The sequence below is a fragment of the Streptomyces beigongshangae genome (assembly GCF_019710745.1).
Classification (GTDB): Bacteria; Actinomycetota; Actinomycetes; order Streptomycetales; family Streptomycetaceae; genus Streptomyces; species Streptomyces beigongshangae.
Map to the genome: position 1 here is coordinate 99,596 of NZ_JAHKJW010000010.1, position 22,392 is coordinate 121,987.

A 22,392-nucleotide genomic window follows, 5' to 3' on the forward strand; every position below is an offset into this window, starting at 1 on the left:
ATCGCGCGCGACCGGAACCAACCAGCTCGCCCACGATTCGCCACGGAAGGAGAACGATGAGCACACGGAACGTTCTAGAGGTGCCGGGGACGGCCCAGGAGGTCCGGCTCACCAGAGCACTGGAGGGTGAGCTGACCCTCGGCCACTTCGACATCGTGGAGACGCCCGTCCCGCGGCCGGGCGCGGGGGAGGTGGTCGTCCGTACGGAGTACCTGTCCCTGGCGGCGGCCTACGCCGACCTCATGCGGCCCGGCTGCCAGCTGCCGGTTCCCCCGTTCCTGGCGGGCGAGCGCCTCGGCGGAGGCACGGTGGGCACCGTGGTGCGGTCCGCCGACGACCGGCTGGCCGTCGGAGACCTCGTTCAGTCCATGAGCGGATGGTCGGAGTACTCGACCGGCCCCGCCGAGGCGTACGTGAAACTCCGCGCGGACCTCTTCCCGAGCCCTGTCCACTACCTGAGCCAGGGCCCCACCGCCTACTACGGCATGGCCGACATCGCCCGGGCGAGCGAGGGGGACGTCGTCTTCGTCTCCGGAGCCGCGGGCGGGGTGGGGTCCCTCGCCGGGCAGATCGCCAGGTGCCGGGGCGCCGCCCGGGTGATCGGCAGCGCGGGCAGCAAGGAGAAGGTCGACTACCTGGTCGACGAACTCGGCTACGACGCCGCCTTCGACTACCACGACGGGCCTGTGGTCGACCGGCTGCGCGAACTCGCGCCGGACGGGATCGACGTGTTCTTCGACAACGTGGGCGGCGAGCAGTTCGAGGCAGCGGTCCAAGTGGCGGCCCCGCACGCCCGCTTCGCCCTCTGCGGGGCTCTGGCGGGCCAGATCGGCGGCGGTCGGGCGGGCCACCCGAGGCTCGACCTCATGCGGGCCATCACCAGGCACCTGGAGATCAGGCCGTTCGCGTGCCACCACTCGCCCGAGCAGATCGGTGCCTGGTATCAACACTTCGCCCAGTGGCTCCGTGAGGACCGCTTCGTCTTCCCCCACACCACGGTCCAGGGCGGCCTCACCCAGGCCCCCGAGGCGATGATCGCGCTGCTGAACGGGCGCCACCGCGGCAACGTCGCCGTGCGGGTCGCGTCCGACTGACGCAACGACGACGGTGGCGGCTGCCACCGGCACCCGCCACCGTCATGTCGTACGCCTGCCACCGTTGTCCCGTTGTCCCGTTGTCCCGTGGTCGCGCTCAAGACGCGACGCGGGTCGCGTGGATCTCCACCGGAACGGCTCTGGCCAGCCGTCCGTCGGCGTCATGGACACGGGAAGTGCCCCGGCCGGTGAAGGACTCGCCGCTCAGGTTCGCGCGCTGCTCGATGTCCACCCACCCGACACAGACCGCGTCGTCGTCCAGGACCGGCTCCGTGACACGGAACAGGAAGCTGCCCGGCCCGAGCGACGACCAGCGCCCGGCACCGAGCCCGCCGGCGACGAGCAGCGCGTGTCCGCAGGCCGTGAAGTGGAACGAGGCGGTCGATTCGCCGCCCGGCCGGCGCACCCGGGCCGTCCAGGCGCCGACCGGGGTCACAGGGACCGGGGACGTGGGCTCGCCCGGCGTCGCCGCGGACACCGGCCGCCTACGCCCGACCGGCCGGTCCGACCGGCGTGAACGTCACCGGGAGGCCCTCCAGTCCCCGCAACGTGAAGGTGGGGGGCTTCCATGCGAGGTCCTCGTACGGCACGGCCAGCGTCAGGTCAGGGCACCGCTCCAGCAATGCACGCAGGGCGATACCGCTCTCCATCCGGGCCAGCGGGGCGCCCACACAGTGGTGGACACCGTGTCCGAAGGCGAGATGCGCGCGCACCTCGCGCAACTGCCGGCCGATATCGAAGCTGTCCGCGTCCGAGAACTGCCCGGCGTCCCGTCCGGCGGCCGCCATGCCGATCAGCACCACCTCGCCCGCCGGGATCTCGGTGTCCCCGATGGTGATCGGTTCGGTGGTGTAGCGGTACGCGGACACCTCGACCGGCCCGTCGAAGCGCAGGACCTCCTCGACCGTGGTCTCCAGCAGTGACCAGTCCGCCCGGAGCGCGGTGAGCTGGTCGGGGTTGCGCAGCAGGGCCAGCGTTCCGCTGGAGATGACGTTCGCCGTGGACTCGTGCCCGCCGACCAGCAACAGGAACGCCATGCCGAGGAGTTCCTCCGGGGACAGCCGGTCGCCGTCGTCCTGCACGGCACGCGCCATCGCGCCGAGCAGATCCTCACCGCCCTCCCTGCGCTTGGTGTCCACCAGGTTCGACAGATAGCCGGTCATCGCCTCTTGTGCGGCGTTCCCCCGTTCGGGGGTCGGTGGCGCCGACAGATCGCTCGACCAGAGGTGGAAGTCCGCGCGGTCCCCCTCCGGGACACCGAGCAGTTCGCAGATGACGGACAGCGGAAGCGGCAGGGCATAGGACTCGACCAGGTCGGCCGCGCCCAACGGCAGGAGGGAGTCGAGCAGTTCGTGAGCGATCTGTTCGACGCGCGGACGCATGGACTGCACCCGGCGGAGCGTGAACTCCCGGGCGATGAACTTGCGCAGACGGGTGTGGTCCGGCGGGTCGACCTGCATCAGGGTCTTGCCCACGACGTTCCGGCCGAGGTTCTCCCACGCCTTCAAATACCGGACGTCGTTGCTCAGCCTCGGATCGGTGAAGGCGGTCCGTGCCGCGTCGTAGTCGGTGATCAGCCAGCAGTCCCGTCCGTCCAGGACGCGGGCCCGGTGGACCGGACCCCGTTCCCGCAATTCAGCGAAGAGTGGATAGGGGTCGGCCGTGAAACTCGGGTCCGATCCGGTGAGATCGGCGACCAGGGCCTCGGTCATGACGGCTCCAGGGAGTCGGAGGTGAGGGCCACGCGGGCGCGGCAGGCGCCCGGGCCGAAAACGTAGGCCGTGCCCCTCGATCTTCGCTCGCGCCCAGCTCATGAGGAGCGGGACCGCCCGCAGGCAGGACAGGTGACCGGTGCGGCCCCGCGATAATGGGCGCCATGCCGTTACTCTCCACCCGCGCCCTCAACCGGTCCTTGTTGGAACGCCAGTTGCTGTTCGACCGCGTCGACTGGCCCGTTTCCAGGGTCGTCGAGCGGCTGGTCGCGATGCAGGGGCAGGAGCCCGACGCGCCGTACGTGGGCCTCTGGACGCGGATCGCCGGATTCCGGCACGATGCCTTGTCGTCGTTGCTGCACGAACGCCGGGTGGTGCGCGGCGCGCATCTGCGCACCACCCAGCATCTCGCTCTCGCGGAGGACTTCCTCTGGCTGCGGCCGCTGCTCCAGCCTCGGCTGGATCGGGCTCCCGCGGGCGGGCTGCGGCGCGAGGCCGGGGGACTCGACCTGTCGGAGCTGGCGGCGGCCGGCCGGAAGCTCCTGGCGCGCCGGACCCTGACCCGTCAGGAACTGGGCAGTCTGCTCACCGAGCAGTTCCCGGATCACCGGGCCAACGACCTCGCCATGGCCGTGCACTTTCTGGTGCCCATGGTCCACCCGCCGCCGAGCGGCCTGTGGGGGCGGCGCGGAGCGGTGCCGTGCGTGCTCGCCGAGGACTGGATCGGGCGGCCGCTGGAGCCGGCACCGCGGATCGGGGCGATGGTCACCAGGTACCTGGCGGCGTTCGGTCCGGCCGACGTGAAGGACATGCAGACGTGGTCGGGGCTGAGCAGGCTGCGCGAGGTGGTCGATGACCTCCGGCCGCGGCTGCGGGTCCACCACGACGAGCACGGCAGGGAGTTGTTCGACCTGCCGGAGGCGGCACCCGGCGACCCGGACCGCCCGGCGCCGGTGCGCTTCCTGCCCGCCTTCGACAACCTCCTCCTCGGCCACGCGGACCGCAGCCGGGTGATCGCCGACGAGCACCGGAAGACGGTCGCTCCCGGGCAGGCGCGCGTGCTGCCCACCTTCCTCGTCGACGGCTTCGTGGCCGGCACATGGTTCGTCAAGGACGGCCTGCTGCTTGTCTCGCCCTTCCGCACCCTGGCGAAGGCCGATCGCGCGGCCGTGCGCGAGGAGGCCGGGCGACTGGCGGAGTTCGTGCTCCCGGACGACAGCCGTCGGGACGTCCGGATCCGAGCCGAGGCGGCGTGAAGCACGTCAGGGGCGGCGGGGACGGGTGCCGCCGACCCGGCCGCCTCCCGGCTCAGACGGGCTTCACCGGATGCCGCCGGAGGTCGAAGCCGGGACGGGCGACCTCGTCCGCGGCCGGTCCCGCCATGCCGTCGGCCAGCAGCCGACGGGTGATCATGTGGTCGGCCGACCGGTTCACCGACTCAGTTCCCACGAGGCGTCCGTCGCGGTAGCAGAAGACCGAGAACCGCCCCTCGGCGCGCGACCCGGAGACGACCGCGCGGTCGTGGAAGGACGTGATGCCGGCCATCTGCACCCGGACGCCGCACTGCTCGGTCCAGAACCAGGGTATGGCCGTGTACGGCTGCCGGTCCCCGGTCAGCGTCGCGGCCACACAGCGGGCCTGGTCGGAGGCGTTCTGGAGGGACTCCAGCCGTACGGGGTACGCCGCGTGCGGGCTGGGGAAGCGAGCGCAGTCCCCGATGGCGTACACGTTCTTGTCCGAGGTGCGCAGCCAGCGGTCCACGACGACGCCGTCACCCGTCGTCAGTTCCGCCCGCGAGGCCAGCGCGGTGTTCGGCAGCGCGCCGATGCCGAACACCACCAGGTCGGTGACGACGCGCCCGCCGTTGTTCAGTTCGGCGACCCGGACACGGCCCGCCTCGCCCCGCAGGGCGACGAGTTCCCGGTCGAGCAGGACCCGGGTGCCCTCGGCCCGGTGGAGGGCCAGCAGATGGGCGGAGAGTGTGGAGCTCACCGAACGGCCCATCAGACGCGAGCCGGACTCCACGACGGTGACCGGAAGACCCAGCCCCCGTGCCACGGACGCCACCTCCAGACCGATGAAGCCACCGCCGACCACCAGCAGCTCACGGCAGTCGCGGAGCGCACACCGCAGCCGCTCGGCGTCGGACAGGTTCCGCAGGACCACGACCCCCTCCAGGTCCGCTCCCGGGACGGCCGGCCACCGGGGCCTGGACCCGGTGGCCAGGATCAGCGTGCCGTAGGGGACGTGCGCCTCTGACGCGAGCAGCACCCGGCCCGCCTCGCGGTCGATCTCGACGACGCTCTCCCCGAGCATCGTGGTGATGCCCTGCTCGCGGAAGAAGCTCTCCGGACGCAACCACAACTCCTCGGGCCCGACCTGTCCGGTGAGGTAGCTCTTGGACAGCGGTGGTCGCGCGTACGGAGGCGCGGTCTCCGCGCCGATCAGGGTGATGGGGCAGGTGTGGCCTTTCGCGCGCAGCTCCGCCGCCGCCTCCAGCGCGGCATGGCCCGCCCCGATGATGACGACCGGCCCGGTACCCATCACACCTGGGTCGCCGGGAGGTGCACGACCAGTCCGTCGATGGCTTCCGAGACCGGTATCTGACAGCTGAGCCGGCTGGTGGGCCGGCGCTCGGCGGCCGTGCCGTACAGCACGTCGTCCTCCGCCTCGTGCATCTCGGGAAGCGGCAGTACATTGCCCTCGTCGATGTACACGTGACACGTCCCGCACTGGGCCGAGCCGCCGCACTGGGCCAGGATGCCCTCGACGTCGTTCAGCTTGGCGCCCCGCATGACCGTGTTGGGAGCCGTCACCTCCACGACGGTCTCCGTGCCGTCGACGTGCTTGTACGTGATCTTGGCCATGGTGCCCTCCTCGTGGCAGGCCGCGCGACCGGGTGAGCGGATCACTGTGACGGCCCGCGCTGGGAGGGTGGTCGAGAGAGCCTCGAAGCCGCCCGGCTCGACCTGGCCGCTACCAGCCGTCGACGACCGCCCGCCAGGGTGCGCGCATGGATACTCAGCCGCTGCTCGCCACCACGGCGGGAGAGCCCGGACGACACCGCGATGGTCTGGTCCTGGCCGTCTGCTGCCTCGCCCAGTTCATGATCGTGGTCGACGCGTCGGTCGTGAACGTCGCCCTGCCGAGCCTGGCCGCCGAACTCCGGTTCCGGCCGGAGTCGTTGCAGTGGGTCAACAACGCCTACGCCGTCGTGCTCTGCGGCTTCCTGCTGCTCGGCGGGCGGCTGGCGGACCTGTACGGCCGGCGGCGGGTCTTTCTCGGCGGCGCCGTCGTGTTCACCCTGGCCGGCGGTCTCGGGGGAGTGGCCACCGAACCGGTGGCCCTGGTGATCGCTCGCGCCTTCCAGGGACTGGGCGCTGCCGCCATGGCACCGGCCACGCTCACGGTCCTGAGCGTCACCTTCACCGAGCCCGCCGCTCGCGCCCGGGCCTTCGGGGCGTGGAGCGCGGTGGGCGGATCGGCCGGCACAATGGGTGTCCTCCTCGGCGGGATCATCACCCAGTGGCTCTCCTGGCGGTGGACCCTGCTGGTCAACCTGCCCCTCGGGGTGCTGCTCGTCGCCGTCGGACGGCTGCTGCCGCGCGACGAACGGCCGCGTCAGCGCCGGGCGTTCGACCTGCCCGGCGCCGTGACCGCCACGGCGGGTCTCATGGCCACCGTGTACGGGATCGCCGCGTCGCACACCCACGGCTGGACATCGCCCCGGGTGCTGGGTGCGCTCACGGCGGGAGGTGTGCTGCTGTCGCTCTTCCTCGTCGTCCAGCGCTGGTTCGCACGCTCGCCCCTGGTGCCACTCGGTGTGTTCCGCAACCGTGCGGTGGCGTCGGCGAACCTGGTCGCTTTCTTCGGCATCGCCGCGTTGTTCAGCACCTTCTACGTCCTCACTCTGCTGCTCCAGCAGGTGCTCCACTACAGCCCGTTGCAGACCGGCCTCGCCTATCTGCCGCTGTCCGCCGGGATCGCCCTCGCCGGCTGGCGGGTCTCCGCGGTGTTGCCCGTCACCGGACCGAGGCCGGTGATGCTGTGCGGTCTGGCGACGGCGTGCGCCGCGTTGGTGTGGTTGTCCCGGGCCGGCGCGGACGCCACCTACGGAGGCGATCTGCTGGGGCCATCGATGCTGCTCGGCCTCGGCATGGGCGTGGTGCTCAACGTCACGACGGTGGTCGCCACGTCCGGACTCCCCCAGGAACGTGCCGGGCTGGCCTCCGGGTTGCTGAACACCACGCGCCAACTCGGCAGCGCGGTGGGGCTGGTGATCCTGTCCACCTTCGCCGCCTCCCGCACCGGTGGAGCGGACGGCACGGCGGTCGCCCCCGAGGTTCTGGCGTCCGCCTACGGAGCCGCCCTCCTCGGCGCGGCGGGCTGCGCCGCGCTCGGCTTCCTGGCGGCACTGACCGTTCCGGGGCGGCCGAGGCATGCTCACCGCTGAGGCACAGCGGTCGCCGCCGACGGCGGTCCGACCCCGTTCCAGGGGGTTTCGAGGCGCATCCGTAACCCTGGGCACCCTGATCCGAACGGAGGTATGAGGTGGCAGCCATCTGGCCCGACACCGATGCGGCGCACATCCTCAAGGAGTTCCACACCCAGCGGCCGCGCTGGGCGGCGGAGCGGCCGGCCGGCCGCGCGGGGATTCCCGGCATGGAACACGCGACCGTCGAAGTGCCCCGCGACTACGCGGACCCGACCGGGGAACGCGTCACGCTCGCCCTCACCCGGCTGCGCGCAGCCGACACCGCACGACGCCGCGGCATCCTGCTGGCCGTCAACGGCGGCCCGGGCGGCGACGCCGGCCTCGGCCGATTCCTGCCGGAGAAGTTCGCCGAGACCGAACTGCACCAAGTCTACGACCTGATCGGCTTCGACCCACGGGGCACCGGTGCGTCCACAAGGCTCTACGCCGAGGTCTCCACCCCGACCGCGCCCTTCGACTCGCGGCCCCCCGACTCCGTGTTCCCCCAGCTCGCGGAGGACATGCGGCAGCGGGAACTGGCCTGCGGCTGGGCCGGGGGCACCCTGCGCCGCCACATCAGCACCCGCAACACCGCCCGGGACATGGACGTCATCCGCCAGGTGCTCGGCGAGCCGCACGTCAACTTCGTCGGATACGCCTACGGGACCTATGTCGGGGCCGTCTACACCAGCATGTTCCCGGACCACGTGGACCGCTGCGTGCTCGACTCCTGCGTCGGACCGCAGTGGACCTGGCGTGAGCAATTCCTGTGGCAGGGCGACGCCGTGCACCGCAACGTGAACCAGTGGGCCCGGTGGACCGGACAGCGCCACACCGTCTTCGGGCTGGGCCGCAGGCGCGCGCAGGTGCTGTCGACGGTGGAACGGGTCGCCGGTCTGCTGGAACGCCAGCCCGGTGGCGTACGGCTGCGCACGCTCTTCGACGGAGCGGTGGGCAACCGCTCCGCCGACCGCGGGCGCTGGGTGGAACTTGCCGAGGCCGTCGGGGCGTTGCTGGCTGCGTCGGCACCCGGAGGTGCGGGCCCGCAGGCATGTGAGGAACTGCTGTCCGAACAGGCCGTCTGGCGAGCTGCGGACAGCGAGGGCACGCGGCGGGTCGCCGTGCTGGAGGCCGTCACCCTCGAACACGAATGGCCCTCCGACCTGGAGGTCTACTACAACGACATGCGTGACTTCCGCAAGCGGTTCCCGTACGGCTACGGAGTTCTGCGCGCGCAGCCCTGGGTCGGGACGTTCCGCACCTTCCAGCCGGCCGAGCCGCCGACGCGCCTGCGTCGCGGCCACGGTCCGACGGGCCTGGTCGTGCAGGCCGACGGGGACCCGATGGACCACTACGCGGGTGGTGTCGCCATGGCGGAGCTGCTGGGCCACCGGTTGCTGACGGTGGAGGACTCCGGAGAGCACGAGATCTACGTCCTGGGCGCCAATCAGCAGGTCGACGCCGTCGTGCACCGCTACCTGGTGGACGGCCGGCTGCCCGCGGAGGGCACCGTCTGCCGAGGTGCGTCGCCGCGTCCGGACATCCCCGCCGATACCGACTGAAGCCTTGTGCGGACGGCTCCGTTCCGGGACCCGGTCCCGGAACGGAGCCGTCCGCACGAGGCAGGAGGTCACCAGGCGACCGGCAGCTCCCACAGGCTGTAGATCACCGCGCCCTCCTTGCGCGGGACACGGTCGAAGGGCCTGGCGAGCCTCAGCGTCGGGATCCGGTGGAAGAGCTTGCTCCACACGATCTCCAGCTCCAGGCGCGCCAGGTCCGCGCCGATGCAATGGTGCACCCCATGGCCGAAGCCCAGGTGCTTGCGGCTGCCTCGGGTGATGTCGAGGCGGTCCGGATCCGGGAAGACTCGCGGATCACGGTTGGCGGCCAGTCCCAGGCAGAGAATGCCGTCGCCCTCGCGGATCAGCTTGCCGCCGAGCTCGATGTCCGCCAGCGCGACCCGGGGCACGGCCGTGTCCCCGATGGTGGCGAACCTGATGAGTTCCTCGACGGCGGGTTTCACCAGCGAGGGATCGTCGCGGAGCAGCTCCAGCTGGTCGGGGTGTTCCAGCAGGCAGGCGGTGCCCAGCGAGATCTGGCTCGCGGTGGTCTCGTGCCCGCCGTTCATGAGCAACCGGACCATGTTGAACAGGTCCCGGTCCGTGTACTCCTCGCCCGACGCCTCGTAGTCCGCCATCGCGCGGCTGAGCAGGTCGTCCCCGGGCTCCCGGCGCTTGGTCCTGATCAGCTCGCTGATGTAGGCGTTGACCTCCACGATCGCCGCCTGCCGCTCCTCGGTACTGCTGTGCCCACCCAGCAGTGCTGTGCCGTGCTTGATGAAGAAGTCGTGTCGGTCCTGCGGGATGCCGAGCAGTTCACAGATGACGGTCATCGGGACGGCCAGCGAGAACACCCGGTGCATGTCCACCGGCGGGGAGAGGGACAGCATCGCGTCGATGTGCGCGTCGACGATCTCCTCGATCCGCGGACGCAGCCGCTGCACCTGCCGGTTGGTGAAGGTGAGCGCGGCCTTGCGGCGGGTGCGTACGTGCTCCTCGCCGTCGTAGCCGATGAACGAGGTCTCGGTGCGGTACTCCGGCGGGGCGATGAAGTAGAAGGGGAAGTTCGCGTGCTTGCGGGAGGCGCTGACGCGCGGATCGGTGAGCAGGCCCCGGATGGTGTCGTATCCGGTGACCGCCCATATCCGCAGCCCCGAGCCCCGCAGCACCACCTGCGACACGTCCTCTTCGATCATCGAGGAGTACTCCGGCGGCGGGCTGAAGGGGCACGTGCGCGCGTACGGGAAGTCCTTGCCCTCCGGGGCGGAGTGGGCCTCGGACTCGGTCGAAATCGTCGTCACGGGTGGGTTCCTCCTGATGGCTTGTCGTCAACGCAGGGGACGGAAGAAGGCGCGCAGTTCCTCGACGAGCGCGTCGGGTTGTTCGAGGGCGGGGAAGTGGCCGCCGACGGCGTGGTCCGTCCAACGCCGTACATCTGTGAACCGGTTCTCGATCCACGACCGCGGCATCCGGCCGTCCTTCGGGAAGTTGGAGACCGCGGTCGGCACTCGCACCGGTGCGAGTGCCAGCTTGTTCTGGCTCTCCCAGTAGATGCGGGCCGAGGACGCCGCCGTCGCGCGGAACCAGCCGACCGAGACGGCGTCCAGCAGCCGGTCCCTGGGTATGACCTTGCCCAGGTCCCCGTCGTGGTCGCTCCAGGCCCAGTACTTCTCGATCATCCAGGCCAGTTGTCCCACCGGCGAGTCGGTCAGGCCGTAGCCGAGCGTCTGCGGGCGCGTGCTCTGGACCGCCGAATAGCCGCCTTCCTGCTGCTGGAACTCCTTCATCGCGGCCAGCCCGGCCAGGTCGCGCTCGTCCAGCGCGGCCTGCTCTGCGGGCGGCCGGGCGAACGGCATCGTCAGATGGATGCCGGTCAGGCCGCCCTTGTCGGTCTCCGCCATGGCCGCGGTGACGAAGGAACCCCAGTCCACGCCGTGCGCCCCGTAGCGGTCGTAACCGAGCCGGCCCATCAGAGTCGTCCAGGCGGCCGCGATCCGTTCCACCGGCCATCCAGAGCCGACCGGCTTGTCGCTGAATCCGTAGCCGGGCAGCGACGGGCACACGACGTGGAAGGCGTCCGCGGGGTCCGGCGGGTCGGTGAGCGGGCCGATGATGTCGAGGAACTCCGTCACCGACCCGGGCCAGCCGTGGCTGACCAGCAGGGGGACCGCCCGGGGATGCGGCGAGCGTGCGTGCAGGAAGTGGATCCCCAGCCCGTCGATGTCGGTGCGGAACTGGGGGAGGGCATTGAGCCGGGCCTCGGTGTACCGCCAGTCGTACCGTCGTGCCCAGTGCGCGGCCAGGTCCTTCGCGTACGCCAGGGGCATGCCCTGCGACCAGTCGCCGACCGTCTCGGCCTCCGGCCAGCGGGTGCTCGCCAGCCGGTGCCGCAGATCGGCGAGTTGTTCGTCGGGGACGTGGACTTGGTAAGGGGTGACGCTCGCGCTCATACGGGCTCCTTTCCGGTCGGCCAACAAGGTCGCCTGCCGGTGTCGAACGGGACTGGAGTCCGCGTGCAGCGGCGGTGCCGGCCGGCGTCCGCGACGCGCTGCGACGCAGTCCGCCGCCCCGGCGGGCGAGCCGAGGACGGTACGACCAGGTCTCCAGACCCCACTTCTACGGTGAGCGCCGTCGAAGGCCGACGGCTCCTTCGGAAAGGGACACCGGCATGAGTGAACTGACCGAGAAGGCGCTGGTAGACGCCACCGTGGGGTGCGCACAGCGCACCAGGCCGAGCGGCGGGTCGCCGATCGGGGCAACTGGTCTGCGGTCCCGCGCGGATGCCACGCTGCCCGAGCGGTTCCGGCGCTCCGCGGCGGTCGTCGGATCCGGCGCCGGGATGTCCACGCAGGACTTCTCCGGCTGGCTGGCCGAACGCAGTGCCGCGCATCCGTTTCGCGTGCACAGGATTCCGTTCGACCAGCTCGACGGATGGTCCTTCGCACCCGCCACCGGAAACCTCACCCACATCAGCGGGCGCTTTTTCACCGTGCACGGAGTGCGTGTGCGCGTGGCGGAAGGCGCCCACGACTGGCAGCAGCCGATCATCAACCAGCCGGAGGTCGGCATCCTCGGCATCCTCGCCAAGGAGTTCGACGGCGTGCTGCACTTCCTGATGCAGGCGAAGATGGAGCCGGGCAACCCACGGCTCGTTCAGCTCTCGCCCACCGTGCAGGCCACCCGCAGCAACTACACCAAGGCGCACGGGGGAGGCGCCGTGAAGTACCTCGACTACTTCACGGGCCGGCGGCCGGCCCGCGCCCTCGTCGACATCCTGCAGTCCGAGCACGGTTCGTGGTTCCTGCACAAGGCCAACCGGAACGTCATCGTCGAGACGCGGGAGGACGTGCCGCCCGACCCCGACTTCTGCTGGCTGACCCTGGGACAGCTCGGCGAACTGCTGCTGCGGGACAACGTGGTGAACATGGACGCCCGGACGGTCCTCGCGTGCGCGCCGAACCTCCCGGCCGAGCCGGAGGCGCTGTCCTCCGACACCGAACTCCTGTCCTGGGTCACTACCGAAAAGGCCCGGCACCAGGTGCGCGTCGAACCACTGCCGCTCGCCGAGGTCGACGGATGGGTGCGGACCGAGACGGCCATCCGCCGTCCCGACAACCGGTTCTTCCAGGTGGTCGCCGTCCGCGCGGAAGCGGCGAACCGAGAGGTGACCGGCTGGACGCAGCCGCTGTTCGAGCCCAGTGCGACCGGCGTGGTCGCCTTCCTGGCCGGCCGCTTCGGCGGAGTGCCGCACCTGCTGGTACATGCCCGGGCCGAGGGTGGATTCCTGGAGACCGTGGAACTCGGGCCCACCGTGCAGTGCGTCCCCGACAACTACCGAGGAGACGCGGCACTCGCCGCGCCGCGCTTTCTCGACCTGGTGCTGAACGCCGCGCCGCACACCATCCGCTACTCCGCGCTGCACTCGGAGGAGGGTGGCCGTTCCCTCAACGCGGTCAGCCACTATCTCGTCGTGGACATCGACGTCGATGCCGCCGGACTCTCCACTCCGCCTCCGGGATACCTCTGGGTGACCCCAGGACAGCTGAACTGGCTCGTCCGGCGCAGCCGTCATGTCAACGTGCAGGCCCGCTCGCTGCTCACACCCTTCAACAGCGGGGCGGTGAAGCTGTGACGGAACCGCTTCGGATCGGCGTCATGGGATGTGCGGACATCGCCCGGCGCAGGATGCTCCCGGCGTTCGCCCGCGCCGCACGGACCGAGGTCGTCGCGATCGCAAGCCGTGAACTCCCGCGCGCCCGGGAACTGGCCGCTGCCCACGGCTGCCGGGCGGTGCGCGGATACGAGGCGCTGCTGACGGACGAGGAGGTCGAGGCCGTGTACGTGCCGCTGCCCGCGGGCCTGCACGCCGAATGGACCGAAGCGGCACTGATGGCCGGCAAGCACGTGCTCGTGGAGAAACCGGTGTCGCTGCGCCGGGAGACGACCGGCAGACTGGTCGGACTTGCCACCAGCCGGCGACTGGCCCTGATGGAGAACGTCATGTTCGTCCACCACGGTCGGCACGCCGCCGTCGGGAAGCTCCTCGCCGAGGAGGCCATCGGTGAACTAAGGGGATTCGAGGCGCACTTCACGGTGCCCCGGCGACCCGAGGACGACATTCGCCGGCGACCCGAACTGGGCGGCGGCGCCTTGTGGGACACGGGTGTGTATCCGCTGCGGGCGGCCCGGTACTTCCTGGGACCGGGGCTGCGGGTCATCGGCGCCTCCCTGGTGCGGAGCCGCGGACATCGGGTCGAGTCGGCCGGGACGGCGCTGCTCGCGACACCGGAGGGCACCGGAGTCCACGTCTCCTTCGGCCTGGATCATGCCTATCGCAGCTCGTACGCCCTGTGGGGGGCCGACGGCAGCATCACGGTGGACCGTGCGTTCACGCCCCCCGCCGACCATCGGCCGGTCATCCGGCTGGCCGACGGAACCGGAGTCCGGGACGTTCTTGTCCCCGCCGAGGACCAGGCCCACAACACGGTGATGGCGTTCGCCGCCGCGGCCAGGGCCGGTGGCGCACCCGACGGTGTCTGTCTGGAGCAGGCCCGTCTCCTCGACGACGTGCGGGCGGCGGCGTCGCTGCACGGCTGAGCCCCGAACGGCCGGGCCGTGGGGCAGGACGGTCGACGTCCTGCCCCACGGCGGTCTCCGCGACGAAGCCCGCCCCGGCCGGGTCCAGCGAGGCCACGACCGGCCCCTGGCACCGAGATCAGGGGACGTCCGACGCGGCCCACTCGGTGGAGGACCGCGCGGAACCGTCGACGGAGCGGGTCGCCCGGGCGCCCAGATCACGCATGTACGCCACCAGGGCGGGCGGTTCGTGCACCTCGAACGGGTAGTCGGCGCTCACCAGACGGAACGCCAGCCACCCCAGGGAATCGGCCCGGCTGTGGAGTCGGCAGCTGTGCTCGGACAGTTCTTCGATCTCGTCGCCCGAGCCCCCGAGCCGGTCCTCGATCTGGCTCGCCGGGGCGTAGAAGGTGACCACCGCCCGGTAGAGCGGGGCGAGTTCCGAGAGCTGCCGGGTCACGTACGCGGCGGCGTCGTCGAGCGGCGGGGACCGGAACGGCGCGCGGACGCCCGTCGGCTGCGGATCGTGGATGCGGTCGACACGGAACGTCCGCCAGTCCTCGCGCTCGTTGTCGTACGCGACGAGATACCAGCGGCGGCCGGTCGGCACCAACCGGTGGGGCTCGACGAGTCGTAGGGTCTCCTGCGGCCGGTCCGGGTCCTGCGCGGACCGGTGGTATGCGGGCCGGTAGGCGAAACGCAGTTGGTTCTGGCCGGCGACCGCCGAGGCGAGCACGGTCAGATGCTCCGCGGCGACCCCGGGACCGTAGTTCGGCAGCGGTACGGTCGCGGCGCCGAGGGCGCTGACCCGGTGCCGTAGATGTGAGGGCAGGACCTGCTCCAGCTTCGTCAGCGCCCGCACGGACGCTTCCTCGATGCCGTCGACCGCGTGCGCCGCGGTGCGCAGTCCGACAGTGATGGCGACGGCCTCGTCGTCCTCCAGCAGGAGCGGGGGCATGGCGGCCCCCGCGACCAGGCGGTAGCCGCCCACCGCGCCCCTCGTGGCGTTGACCGGATAACCGAGGTCGCGCAGGCGGTCGATGTCCCGGCGGACGGTGCGGGCGCTGACGCCGAGCCGCTCGGCCAGTTCGCTGCCCGGCCATTCCCGCGGAGTCTGCAACAGGGACAGCAACTTCAGTAATCGTGCCGAGGTCTCACTCATGGCGTCCAGGATGTCAGTTGTTCGCGGGTGGGCCCAGGGCGTGTTCGCGGCCGGACCAGGGGCGGAGGTCTCCTGGCCACGGGGTCAGGAACCCCAGGCCACCGGCAGGGAGGTCAGGGTGTGGTTGATCTCGCCCGCATGCCAGGGCAGTTCCGCCTCGTCCACGGCCAGTCGCAGATCCGGCAGGCGCCGGACCAGACCGGTCAGCGCGATCTCCATCTCCATCCGGCCGAGGTGCTTGCCGAGGCAGTGATGGATGCCGTGACCGAAGGACAGATGCGGGTTGTGGGCCCGGCCCAGGTCCATGCGGTCCGGATTCTCGAACACGGTCTCGTCCCGGTTGGCGGAGGCCAGCGAGAGCAGGACTGCGTCACCGGCGGAGATCTCGACCCCGCCGATCTCCATGTCCGCCGCCGCGATCCGGGGGAAGCCCGAGGTGTCGGTGGCGAACAGATTGACGTGACGGAGCAGCTCGTCCACCGCGCCCGGGATGCGGACGGGATCCTCGACCAGCGACTCCCACTGATCCCGGTGGCGCGAGATCAGTGCCAGAACGGAGTTGGCGAGTTGGTTGGCTGTGGTGTCGAACCCCGCGCCGATGAGGGTGAACCCGAACGTGACCAGCTCCGACTCGCTGAGCCGGTCGCCCTGGTCACGGGCCGCGATCAGCTCCGACATCATGTCGTCCGTCGGCTCGGCCCGTTTGTCCGCGATCAGCCCGACGATGTACTCACTCAGCCTCGCCAGGCCCTCCAGCGACGCCTCGCCGCCGGCTCGGTCGTCGACGGTGGCGAAGGCACGCGCCCATACCTCGAACTCCCGCAGGTCCTCGGGCGGGACGCCGAGCAGCTCGCCGATCACCGTCAGCGGAAAGGGGAGGGCGAGTTGCGGCACGAGGTCCGCCGGTGAGCCCTTGGCCTCTATGTCGTCGAGGAGTTCGTCCAGTACGGACTGCACACGCGGTCGCATGCGCTCGACCCGGCGGAGCGTGAAGGCCCCGGCCACCAGCTTGCGCAGCCGGGAGTGTTCGGGCGAGTCCAAGGAAATGATCATCTCAGGGGTCGTGTACATCGTGCCGCCGATCCGCGGCGCGTCGGGACCGCAGGCCAGGGCCCTGCTCAGACGGGGGTCGGCCTGCGCGGCTCGTACGTCCGCGTACCGGGTGACGAGCCAGGCGTCCACCCCGCCCGCAGTCCGGACGCGTTTCACCGGCTCCTGGGTCCGCCACCCGGCGTACCGGGGGTCCGGCCCCCGATAGGAGGAGCCCTTGAAGGGGAAGACCTCGGATTCCCGGGACTCGGACTCTTGGGAGTCGGATCCCCGGGACTCGGACTCTTGGGAGTCGGATCCCCGGGACTCGGTTTCTCGGGACGACGACACGATGGTGGCACCTCCACAAGTGCGTACTGCCGACGAGCAGACGGCTGGGGACGTTGGAAGAGCGTCGGGCATCCGCTCAGGACGGGTTGTGGATCTTGTCGGCCCAGTTGGGCGAGTCGTGTGTGACCCGGCGCGAGCGCGTGTACCACTCGCCGTTCTGGCGGACCAGCACGTCCTCGACCGTCGTCGTCGGTTCGAAGCTCACCTTGCCCGCGGCGTCCGTCATGCTGACCATCGCCTGGTAGCGGACCCTCAGGACGTCGTCCGCCTCCGCCTCGATGCGCATCCGGTCGAACCAGTACCGGTAGACGATCCCGTCGTAGTAGGCGACCTCGTCCGCTCGTGCCTGACGCGCCGACGTCTCGCCGACCAGCGGCCGGTCCGGGTCGCCCCGGCGAGCACGCATCTCGGTGAGCAGCGCGTTCCTGCCCTCGATCCGCCACCCGTTGGGCACGTGCTCGATGGAGCCGTCCTCGGTCATTGTCTCCAGGAACTCCTCCAGCCGCCGCTCCTCCAGCAATGGCATCTGCCGAGCGTAGAATTGCAGGACCTCGACGTAGAGTTCGGCGTCGACCCGCCGGGTGGAACGCTGCGGTGCGTGCATCAGTGCTCTCCTCGTGGTCTCGGGCGGTCCGCCGGAGCCGTCCGGCCGGCGGACGGAGCGGGGCTCACTCCGCCGGTCCGGCGAGTACCGCCGCGTAGTTCTTCCTGGCCGCCGTGTCGTACTGGAGTGCCACGTGGCTCGTGGCGGAGGTGATGTCCCGCCACAGCCGCTGGAGCGGATGCCGGGACCCGAGACCGGTGGTGCCCGCCGCGGCGACGAGCAGGCCGATGGCCTCCCTGACCGCCTCCGCGGCGAAGGTGGCGTTGCGTTCGTTACGCGCCATGTGGTCGGGCGTGAACAGCCGCTCGTCGAGCACGCGGGTGTTCTCCTCGACGAGATGGCGTGCGGCGTCGACCCGGCCGGAGGCGCGTACCAGGGCCGACTCGTTGGCCGCGGTGCGCCGACGTCCGGTGAGGCCGGCCGCGAAGGCGCGCAGCGCGCCGGTTCCCGCGCCGATCACCGGAGCGATGAAGGTCAGTCCGCCGACGGCCTGGAACGGCACGTTGTGCGCGGGAGCGTCCGAGTGCGGATTGAGCCCCGTGACCATAGCGTCCCGGTCGAAGGTCAGATGGTCCGGGACGGTGGCGGAGTCCACGACGACGGTGTGGCTGGCGGTCGCCCGCATGCCGACGCTGTCCCAGTCCTGGTGGACGGTGCACTCTTCCCGTGGAAGGGCGAAGAACCGCAGCCGGGGCGGCCCGCCGCCGGAGTCCACGGCGGCGCAGAGCAGCACCCAGTCGGCGAAGTCGACGCCGCTGACGTAACTCCACCGGCCCGTCAGGCGCCAGCCGCCCTCGACGGCGACGGCCCGTCCGCCGGGCATCAGCGCCGTCGCGACCATGGTGTCCGGGCCGTCCGCCCACAGCGCCCGCTGCCCCTTGTGCGGGAGGTGGCAGGCGAACCGCGCGGAGTAGGCGCTCAGCGAGGCGCACCAGGCGGTGGCCGGACACTCCTGGCCCAATGCGACGACCGCTTCGGTGAGGTCCGTGAACGACCCCTCGGTCCCACCCCAGCGGGCGCCCACGAAGTGCCGGGCGACCCCTGTCTCCCGGAGGGAGCCGGTGACTTCCGGGGAGAGCCGGCCGGCACGGTCGGCGGTGTCGGCGTGCTGCGCGGCGAGGTTGCGCAACTTGTCCACGGGCAGGGCCGGTTCGGCCGTCCGTGAGGTATGCCCGTCCATCTCGTACCCTTCCTGTCGGCCGTCCGGGTCAGATGGCGTCCGCGAAACGGGCCAGGGTCTCTCCCGGGCTCGGGGTGTCCAGGGCCTTATGGATGTTCCACGCCCCGTCGCCGTGCCGGTGCAGCTTGACATGCGCCAGCTCCACACGGGTGCCTCGGCTGCCCGCCGCGGTGAAGTCGACCTCGATCTCGCTCGCCCGGTCGTCGTCGGGAACGGACTGCCAGTGGCCATCTATCCGCCAGGTCATGGCGAGCCGGTGCGGCGGATCCCATTCCAGGACGCGGCCCCAGGTGACCTCGTTGCCGTCGACGTCCCACTCGTAGTAGCGACCGCCGACGAAGGGCTCGAAGGCGAGACCCGCCCGCTCCTTCTTCACCAGCACGTGCGAGGGCGGCCACCAGTCGGCGGGACGCTCGGTGAAGACCTCGAAGCAGTGCTCCACGGACGCTGCCACAACGACCGACTTCCTGACGTCGGGGATCTCTTCGGGCATCGGAAACTCCTCAACTCCCAGGGGCATGGGGCCCGCACCTGCGGACGCCGCCCACTCTCGCGCCGAGGCCTTGACACCGCGTCGAACCGTGCTCGACCGCTCTCGGCCTCCAGCCCGTTTCGAGACCCGCGCAAGCAGACGTTGACACGGTCGTGCGCGGCGGACTGTCGAGGACGGGAGAGCAGGATGACAGGCACGGAACGGCGGGCGGCCTTCGTCACCGGTGCGACCAGCGGGATCGGTCTGGCCGTGACCGAGCTGCTGGCCCGCCAGGGCATGGCGGTCTTCGGCTGTGCGCGTGGCGCGGAGAACGTACGTGACCTGGTGAAGCGGCTGCGGGAGGAGGGACTGGAGGTCTCGGGCACCGTGTGCGACGTCACCTCGGCCGAGCAGATACGGACGGCCGTGGCGGAGGCGGTCGCCGCCTACGGGCCGATCAGCGTGCTGGTCAACAACGCGGGGTGCAGCGGCGGCGGTGAGACCGCGCACCTCGACGACAGCATCTGGACGAACGTGATCGACACCAACCTGCACGGTGTCTTCAGGGTCACCCGCGAGGTCCTGGCCAGGGGCGGCATGATCGATGCCGGCTGGGGACGCGTGATCAACATCGCGTCCACGGGCGGCAAGCAGGGCGTGCCGCTGGCCGCCCCCTACTCCGCGTCCAAGCACGGGGTGGTCGGCTTCACCAAGGCCGTCGGCCTGGAACTGGCCCGGACCGGCGTCACCGTGAACGCAGTCTGCCCCGGCTACGTCGAGACCCCCATGGCCGAGCGCGTCCGCCAGGGCCATGCCGCGTACCACGGCGTCAGCGAGGAGGAGATCCGCAGCCGGATCGAGGGACGCATCCCGATGGGGCGCTATGTGTCGGCGGAAGAGGTCGCCGGGCTCGTCGGCTATCTGACCACGGACGCCGCCGCCGCGATCACGGCCCAAGCGCTCAACGTCTGCGGTGGACTCGGCAATTACTGATGGCTCTCACGAATCAGGGCGGGACGATGAAGAATTCGGTCGACACCGTCCGGACGAGGCCGGACGAGGCCGCCTTCCGGGCGACGATGGGCTGTTTCCCCACCGGGGTGACTCTGCTCACCTGCGGACGGGACGACGACCTGGTCGTCATGACCCTCAACAGCCTGACCTCCGTGTCCCTGGATCCGCTGCTGATCCTGGTGTCCGTCAAGGCGGACGGCCGGATGCGGCCGCGCGTGCGAGCTCGCGGCGGGTACGCGGTCAGTGTGCTGAACAGCGACCAGCGGGACCTGGCACGGGAGTTCTGTCTGCCAGACCGGCCCGAGGGCGCCGGGGCCATGAGCCGCCTCGGCGGTGTGCCGGGCCTGACGGGACACACGGTCGTGCCCTCGGCCACCGCCTGGCTGGAGTGCGAACTGCACGGCGAGTTCGAGGCCGGGGACCACACGCTGCTCGTCGGCCGGGTGGTCGCTGTGTCCGGCAGCCGGCCGGACCGGCCACCACTCGTCTTCCACCACGGTTCGTACAGCGCCGTCCCCGGCACGAACGGAGCGGTGACATGACCGTCGTCGTCGCCCCGCCGGGACGACTGACGCGGCTCGCCGACGGCGTCTACGCGTATCTCCAGCTGCCGGGCGGCTGGTGTCTGAACAACGCCGGACTCGTCGTCGGCCCTGACACCTCCGTGCTCGTGGACACCGCCGCCACCGAGGCCCGTACGAGGCATCTGCGCGACCAGGTCGACGCGGTCGTGGCGGGCGGTCCCGGCTTCGTCGTCAACACGCACTTCCACGGCGACCACGTGTTCGGCAACGGCCACTTCGCGCCGTGGGCGACCGTCGTCGCGCACGAGGGGACCCGCGCAGACATGGCGGAGGCGGGCCTGGGCCTGCGTGGGCTGTGGCCGCAGGTCGCGTGGGGCGAGACCCCGCTCGTGCTGCCGACCCTGACCTTCCGCACCGAGCTCACGCTGCATCTGGGCGCGGTCGGGCCCCGGGTCGAACTGCTGCACATCGGACCGGCCCACACGGCCACGGATGTCGCCGTGTGGGTTCCCGAGCAGAGTGTGCTGTTCACCGGCGACGTGGTCTGGTCGGGCGTCACCCCGTACGTGCTCATGGGGTCGGTGGAGGGTTCGCTGCGGGCGATCGCCCGGATGCGTGCGCTGCGACCCCGCGTGGTGGTGCCGGGCCACGGTGCCGTCGGAGGTCCGGAGCTGCTGGACCGGACCGAGGAGTACCTGCGGTGGTGCCGCGGAGTGGCGAAGGAAGGGCTGTCGGCCGGGCTGTCCCCGCTGGAGGCCGCGCGGCGTGCCCGCCCCGGGCCGTACGCCGCCCTGACCGACCCGGAACGCCTCGTCGGCAACCTCCATCGCGCGTACGCCGAGTCGCGGGGACTGCCACCGGGGGCTCGGATCGACGTCGCCGGTTCGTTCAAGGAGATGTGCGAGTTCCACGGTGGTCTGCCGGAGTGCCACGCTTGAGGGGTGGGCCCGCAGGGGCCGGGGTGCGAACGGTCCGCCCCGGTCGGGGCCGGTGGGTCAGCGGTCCGCCCCGGCCAGGGCCAGTGCCTCTGGCGGGGCCACCAGCGCCGAGGACGCGGGCATCCGGGCCGTCACCGCGGCCAGCCGCGACGCGGCCTCGACGTACCGGTCGTCCTCCAGGAGTTGCAGACACCCCTTGGCCACGGCCTCCGGAGCGGCCGCCGACATGGGCAGCACGACGGCCGCGCCGGCCGCCTCCAGGGCCCGGGCGTTGTCGGACCGGTCGTCCAGCTCCGGCAGCACGAACTGCGGCCGCCCCGCCGCCATCGCGGTGAGGGACGTGCCCTGGCCCCCGTGACGGACCACGACGTCGCAGGTGGGGAGGGCTACGGTCAGGGGAAGCCGGCCGATGTGGCGGACGGCCGCGGGCGGTGCCTTCCATCGGGCCGCCAGGGAGTCCTCCACCGCCACCAGGAGCTCGGCCCCGGTCTCCGCCAGAGCGTGCGTCAGGGCGGTCAGCAGACCGAGCGGTCCGCCGTCGCCGCGTCCGGGGAACTCGGCGCGGCGACGGCGGTGCCGGGCGTCCCTGAGTTGCCGCGGCCCGCCGCGGTCCTCGACCCCTGGCCCACCGGCCTGCGTCTTGGGCACCCGGCGGGGCACCGGGAGATCCGTCATGTCCCGCCCCACGGCGATGCCCGAGTGCTCGGCTGGCTCTTCGGACGGCGGCGTCGACCGCGGATCTGCCTCACGTTCGGCACGCTTCTCCCGCAGTACGGCGTGCCGGTACTCGGGGAGTTCCGCCACCGACCAAGTGATACTGCACCCGGGGGACGCCCCGCGAAGCCGCGACGAGCGAACCGGCGAACTCCGCCTGCTCGCAGACCATCAGGTCCGGCCGCCACGACTCCGCGAGTTCCGCGATGCCGGCTGTCGAACCGGCGGTGATACGGCCGAAGGCGCGCCCGTACAGATAGCGCTGCGGCACCAGCCCCTCCGGCACGGCGGACAGGTCCTCCCGCCTGATGAGTCCCGTCAACTCCGCCGGCGGGCCGCAGGAGGCGGCCGGCAGCCCTGAACCCAGCACCGCGGGCACGAAGTTGTCCGGTGTGGTCACCAGGACCTCGTGGCCCGCCGCGCGCAGGGCCCACGCCAGTGGTGCGACGGCAGCAAGTGCCCCGGAAGGGGGACGGTGCTGAACAGAAC

At 71.3% G+C, this 22,392-nt stretch carries 22 protein-coding genes; 9 read left to right on the plus strand and 13 right to left on the minus strand.

What is annotated here, in order from left to right; all coding sequences use genetic code 11:
• Positions 1–56 precede the first annotated feature (56 nt).
• Positions 57–1,094, plus strand: coding sequence for an MDR family NADP-dependent oxidoreductase (locus KM933_RS10185; protein WP_221350438.1), 1,038 nt, complete (start codon positions 57–59; stop codon positions 1,092–1,094).
• A 97-nt stretch (positions 1,095–1,191) separates the two neighbouring features.
• On the opposite strand, the gene KM933_RS10190 is transcribed toward KM933_RS10185, so the two are convergent.
• Positions 1,192–1,530, minus strand: a complete 339-nt coding sequence (locus tag KM933_RS10190) for a hypothetical protein (protein ID WP_221350440.1) — start codon at positions 1,528–1,530, stop codon at positions 1,192–1,194.
• Positions 1,531–1,579: 49 nt separating this feature from the next.
• Positions 1,580–2,806, minus strand: coding sequence for a cytochrome P450 family protein (locus tag KM933_RS10195; protein ID WP_221350442.1), 1,227 nt, complete (start codon positions 2,804–2,806; stop codon positions 1,580–1,582).
• 164 nt (positions 2,807–2,970) lie between these two features.
• On the opposite strand from KM933_RS10195, the gene KM933_RS10200 reads away from it, so the two are divergent.
• Positions 2,971–4,062: a winged helix DNA-binding domain-containing protein gene (locus KM933_RS10200; protein WP_221350444.1), complete on the plus strand. Its 1,092-nt coding sequence runs from the start codon at positions 2,971–2,973 to the stop codon at positions 4,060–4,062.
• Between the two features lie 52 nt (positions 4,063–4,114).
• Here KM933_RS10200 and KM933_RS10205 read toward each other — a convergent pair whose 3' ends face one another.
• Positions 4,115–5,350 (minus strand): NAD(P)/FAD-dependent oxidoreductase, encoded by a 1,236-nt coding sequence (locus KM933_RS10205; RefSeq protein ID WP_221350446.1) that lies wholly within the window; start codon positions 5,348–5,350, stop codon positions 4,115–4,117.
• Positions 5,350–5,673, minus strand: coding sequence for a 2Fe-2S iron-sulfur cluster-binding protein (locus KM933_RS10210; protein WP_221350448.1), 324 nt, complete (start codon positions 5,671–5,673; stop codon positions 5,350–5,352). Before KM933_RS10210 ends, KM933_RS10205 begins: the two co-directional genes overlap by 1 nt.
• Before the next feature lie 146 nt (positions 5,674–5,819).
• On the opposite strand from KM933_RS10210, the gene KM933_RS10215 reads away from it, so the two are divergent.
• Positions 5,820–7,259, plus strand: a complete 1,440-nt coding sequence (locus KM933_RS10215; protein WP_221350450.1) for an MFS transporter — start codon at positions 5,820–5,822, stop codon at positions 7,257–7,259.
• Between the two features lie 98 nt (positions 7,260–7,357).
• Positions 7,358–8,842: an alpha/beta fold hydrolase gene (locus KM933_RS10220; RefSeq protein ID WP_308013326.1), complete on the plus strand. Its 1,485-nt coding sequence runs from the start codon at positions 7,358–7,360 to the stop codon at positions 8,840–8,842.
• 68 nt (positions 8,843–8,910) lie between these two features.
• Here the strand turns inward: KM933_RS10220 and KM933_RS40225 are convergent, their stop codons facing one another.
• The gene (locus KM933_RS40225; RefSeq protein WP_308013327.1) at positions 8,911–10,140 is read right to left on the minus strand and encodes a cytochrome P450; all 1,230 of its coding nucleotides are present in this window, start codon (positions 10,138–10,140) and stop codon (positions 8,911–8,913) included.
• Positions 10,141–10,167: 27 nt separating this feature from the next.
• Entirely contained in the window at positions 10,168–11,289 is a 1,122-nt protein-coding gene (locus tag KM933_RS10230; protein WP_221350452.1) for an epoxide hydrolase family protein, read from the minus strand.
• Positions 11,290–11,507: 218 nt separating this feature from the next.
• On the opposite strand from KM933_RS10230, the gene KM933_RS10235 reads away from it, so the two are divergent.
• Both KM933_RS10235 and KM933_RS10240 read left to right on the plus strand, forming a co-directional pair.
• Positions 11,508–12,971 carry an NDP-hexose 2,3-dehydratase family protein gene (locus tag KM933_RS10235; protein WP_221350453.1) on the plus strand — a complete coding sequence of 488 codons (1,464 nt, stop codon included), beginning with the start codon at positions 11,508–11,510 and terminating at the stop codon, positions 12,969–12,971.
• Positions 12,968–13,936 carry a Gfo/Idh/MocA family protein gene (locus KM933_RS10240; RefSeq protein ID WP_308013328.1) on the plus strand — a complete coding sequence of 323 codons (969 nt, stop codon included), beginning with the start codon at positions 12,968–12,970 and terminating at the stop codon, positions 13,934–13,936. Before KM933_RS10235 ends, KM933_RS10240 begins: the two co-directional genes overlap by 4 nt.
• 118 nt (positions 13,937–14,054) lie before the next feature.
• Here KM933_RS10240 and KM933_RS10245 read toward each other — a convergent pair whose 3' ends face one another.
• The 5 genes from KM933_RS10245 to KM933_RS10265 form a co-directional block, all read right to left on the minus strand.
• Entirely contained in the window at positions 14,055–15,077 is a 1,023-nt protein-coding gene (locus KM933_RS10245; protein WP_221350455.1) for a helix-turn-helix transcriptional regulator, read from the minus strand.
• Positions 15,078–15,161: 84 nt separating this feature from the next.
• A complete protein-coding gene (locus tag KM933_RS10250) occupies positions 15,162–16,286 on the minus strand; it encodes a cytochrome P450 (RefSeq protein WP_221350457.1) in 1,125 nt (374 codons plus the stop codon).
• A gap of 247 nt (positions 16,287–16,533) precedes the next feature.
• Positions 16,534–17,061, minus strand: coding sequence for a nuclear transport factor 2 family protein (locus tag KM933_RS10255; RefSeq protein WP_221350459.1), 528 nt, complete (start codon positions 17,059–17,061; stop codon positions 16,534–16,536).
• A 64-nt stretch (positions 17,062–17,125) separates the two neighbouring features.
• On the minus strand, positions 17,126–18,241 hold the full coding sequence (locus KM933_RS10260) for an acyl-CoA dehydrogenase family protein (protein ID WP_221350461.1): 1,116 nt from the start codon (positions 18,239–18,241) through the stop codon (positions 17,126–17,128).
• 28 nt (positions 18,242–18,269) lie between these two features.
• Positions 18,270–18,734, minus strand: coding sequence for an SRPBCC family protein (locus KM933_RS10265; RefSeq protein WP_221350463.1), 465 nt, complete (start codon positions 18,732–18,734; stop codon positions 18,270–18,272).
• A gap of 186 nt (positions 18,735–18,920) precedes the next feature.
• On the opposite strand from KM933_RS10265, the gene KM933_RS10270 reads away from it, so the two are divergent.
• From KM933_RS10270 to KM933_RS10280, 3 genes are read left to right on the plus strand one after another with little or no spacing between them, the layout of a single operon-like run.
• Complete coding sequence (locus KM933_RS10270; protein ID WP_221350465.1) at positions 18,921–19,706, plus strand: SDR family NAD(P)-dependent oxidoreductase; 786 nt, start codon at positions 18,921–18,923, stop codon at positions 19,704–19,706.
• A gap of 26 nt (positions 19,707–19,732) precedes the next feature.
• Entirely contained in the window at positions 19,733–20,269 is a 537-nt protein-coding gene (locus tag KM933_RS10275) for a flavin reductase family protein (RefSeq protein WP_221350467.1), read from the plus strand.
• Entirely contained in the window at positions 20,266–21,189 is a 924-nt protein-coding gene (locus tag KM933_RS10280) for an MBL fold metallo-hydrolase (RefSeq protein WP_221350468.1), read from the plus strand. The genes KM933_RS10275 and KM933_RS10280 overlap by 4 nt, the downstream gene beginning before the upstream one ends.
• A 57-nt stretch (positions 21,190–21,246) precedes the next feature.
• Here the strand turns inward: KM933_RS10280 and KM933_RS10285 are convergent, their stop codons facing one another.
• Complete coding sequence (locus KM933_RS10285) at positions 21,247–21,864, minus strand: glycosyltransferase (protein WP_221350470.1); 618 nt, start codon at positions 21,862–21,864, stop codon at positions 21,247–21,249.
• Between the two features lie 70 nt (positions 21,865–21,934).
• Positions 21,935–22,342 (minus strand): glycosyltransferase family protein, encoded by a 408-nt coding sequence (locus tag KM933_RS10290; protein WP_347355169.1) that lies wholly within the window; start codon positions 22,340–22,342, stop codon positions 21,935–21,937.
• Positions 22,343–22,392 lie beyond the last annotated feature (50 nt).

What these genes read in the sequence shown, in the direction of transcription:
- KM933_RS10185 (WP_221350438.1), top strand. Translation starts at nt 57, where the DNA reads ATGAGCACACGGAACGTTCTAGAGGTGCCGGGGACGGCCCAGGAGGTC.
- KM933_RS10195 (WP_221350442.1), bottom strand. Translation starts at nt 2,806, where the DNA reads ATGACCGAGGCCCTGGTCGCCGATCTCACCGGATCGGACCCGAGTTTC.
- KM933_RS10200 (WP_221350444.1), top strand. Translation starts at nt 2,971, where the DNA reads ATGCCGTTACTCTCCACCCGCGCCCTCAACCGGTCCTTGTTGGAACGC.
- KM933_RS10205 (WP_221350446.1), bottom strand. Translation starts at nt 5,350, where the DNA reads ATGGGTACCGGGCCGGTCGTCATCATCGGGGCGGGCCATGCCGCGCTG.
- KM933_RS10210 (WP_221350448.1), bottom strand. Translation starts at nt 5,673, where the DNA reads ATGGCCAAGATCACGTACAAGCACGTCGACGGCACGGAGACCGTCGTG.
- KM933_RS10215 (WP_221350450.1), top strand. Translation starts at nt 5,820, where the DNA reads ATGGATACTCAGCCGCTGCTCGCCACCACGGCGGGAGAGCCCGGACGA.
- KM933_RS10230 (WP_221350452.1), bottom strand. Translation starts at nt 11,289, where the DNA reads ATGAGCGCGAGCGTCACCCCTTACCAAGTCCACGTCCCCGACGAACAA.
- KM933_RS10235 (WP_221350453.1), top strand. Translation starts at nt 11,508, where the DNA reads ATGAGTGAACTGACCGAGAAGGCGCTGGTAGACGCCACCGTGGGGTGC.
- KM933_RS10245 (WP_221350455.1), bottom strand. Translation starts at nt 15,077, where the DNA reads ATGAGTGAGACCTCGGCACGATTACTGAAGTTGCTGTCCCTGTTGCAG.
- KM933_RS10255 (WP_221350459.1), bottom strand. Translation starts at nt 17,061, where the DNA reads ATGCACGCACCGCAGCGTTCCACCCGGCGGGTCGACGCCGAACTCTAC.
- KM933_RS10260 (WP_221350461.1), bottom strand. Translation starts at nt 18,241, where the DNA reads ATGGACGGGCATACCTCACGGACGGCCGAACCGGCCCTGCCCGTGGAC.
- KM933_RS10265 (WP_221350463.1), bottom strand. Translation starts at nt 18,734, where the DNA reads ATGCCCGAAGAGATCCCCGACGTCAGGAAGTCGGTCGTTGTGGCAGCG.
- KM933_RS10270 (WP_221350465.1), top strand. Translation starts at nt 18,921, where the DNA reads ATGACAGGCACGGAACGGCGGGCGGCCTTCGTCACCGGTGCGACCAGC.
- KM933_RS10275 (WP_221350467.1), top strand. Translation starts at nt 19,733, where the DNA reads ATGAAGAATTCGGTCGACACCGTCCGGACGAGGCCGGACGAGGCCGCC.
- KM933_RS10280 (WP_221350468.1), top strand. Translation starts at nt 20,266, where the DNA reads ATGACCGTCGTCGTCGCCCCGCCGGGACGACTGACGCGGCTCGCCGAC.
- KM933_RS10285 (WP_221350470.1), bottom strand. Translation starts at nt 21,864, where the DNA reads ATGACGGATCTCCCGGTGCCCCGCCGGGTGCCCAAGACGCAGGCCGGT.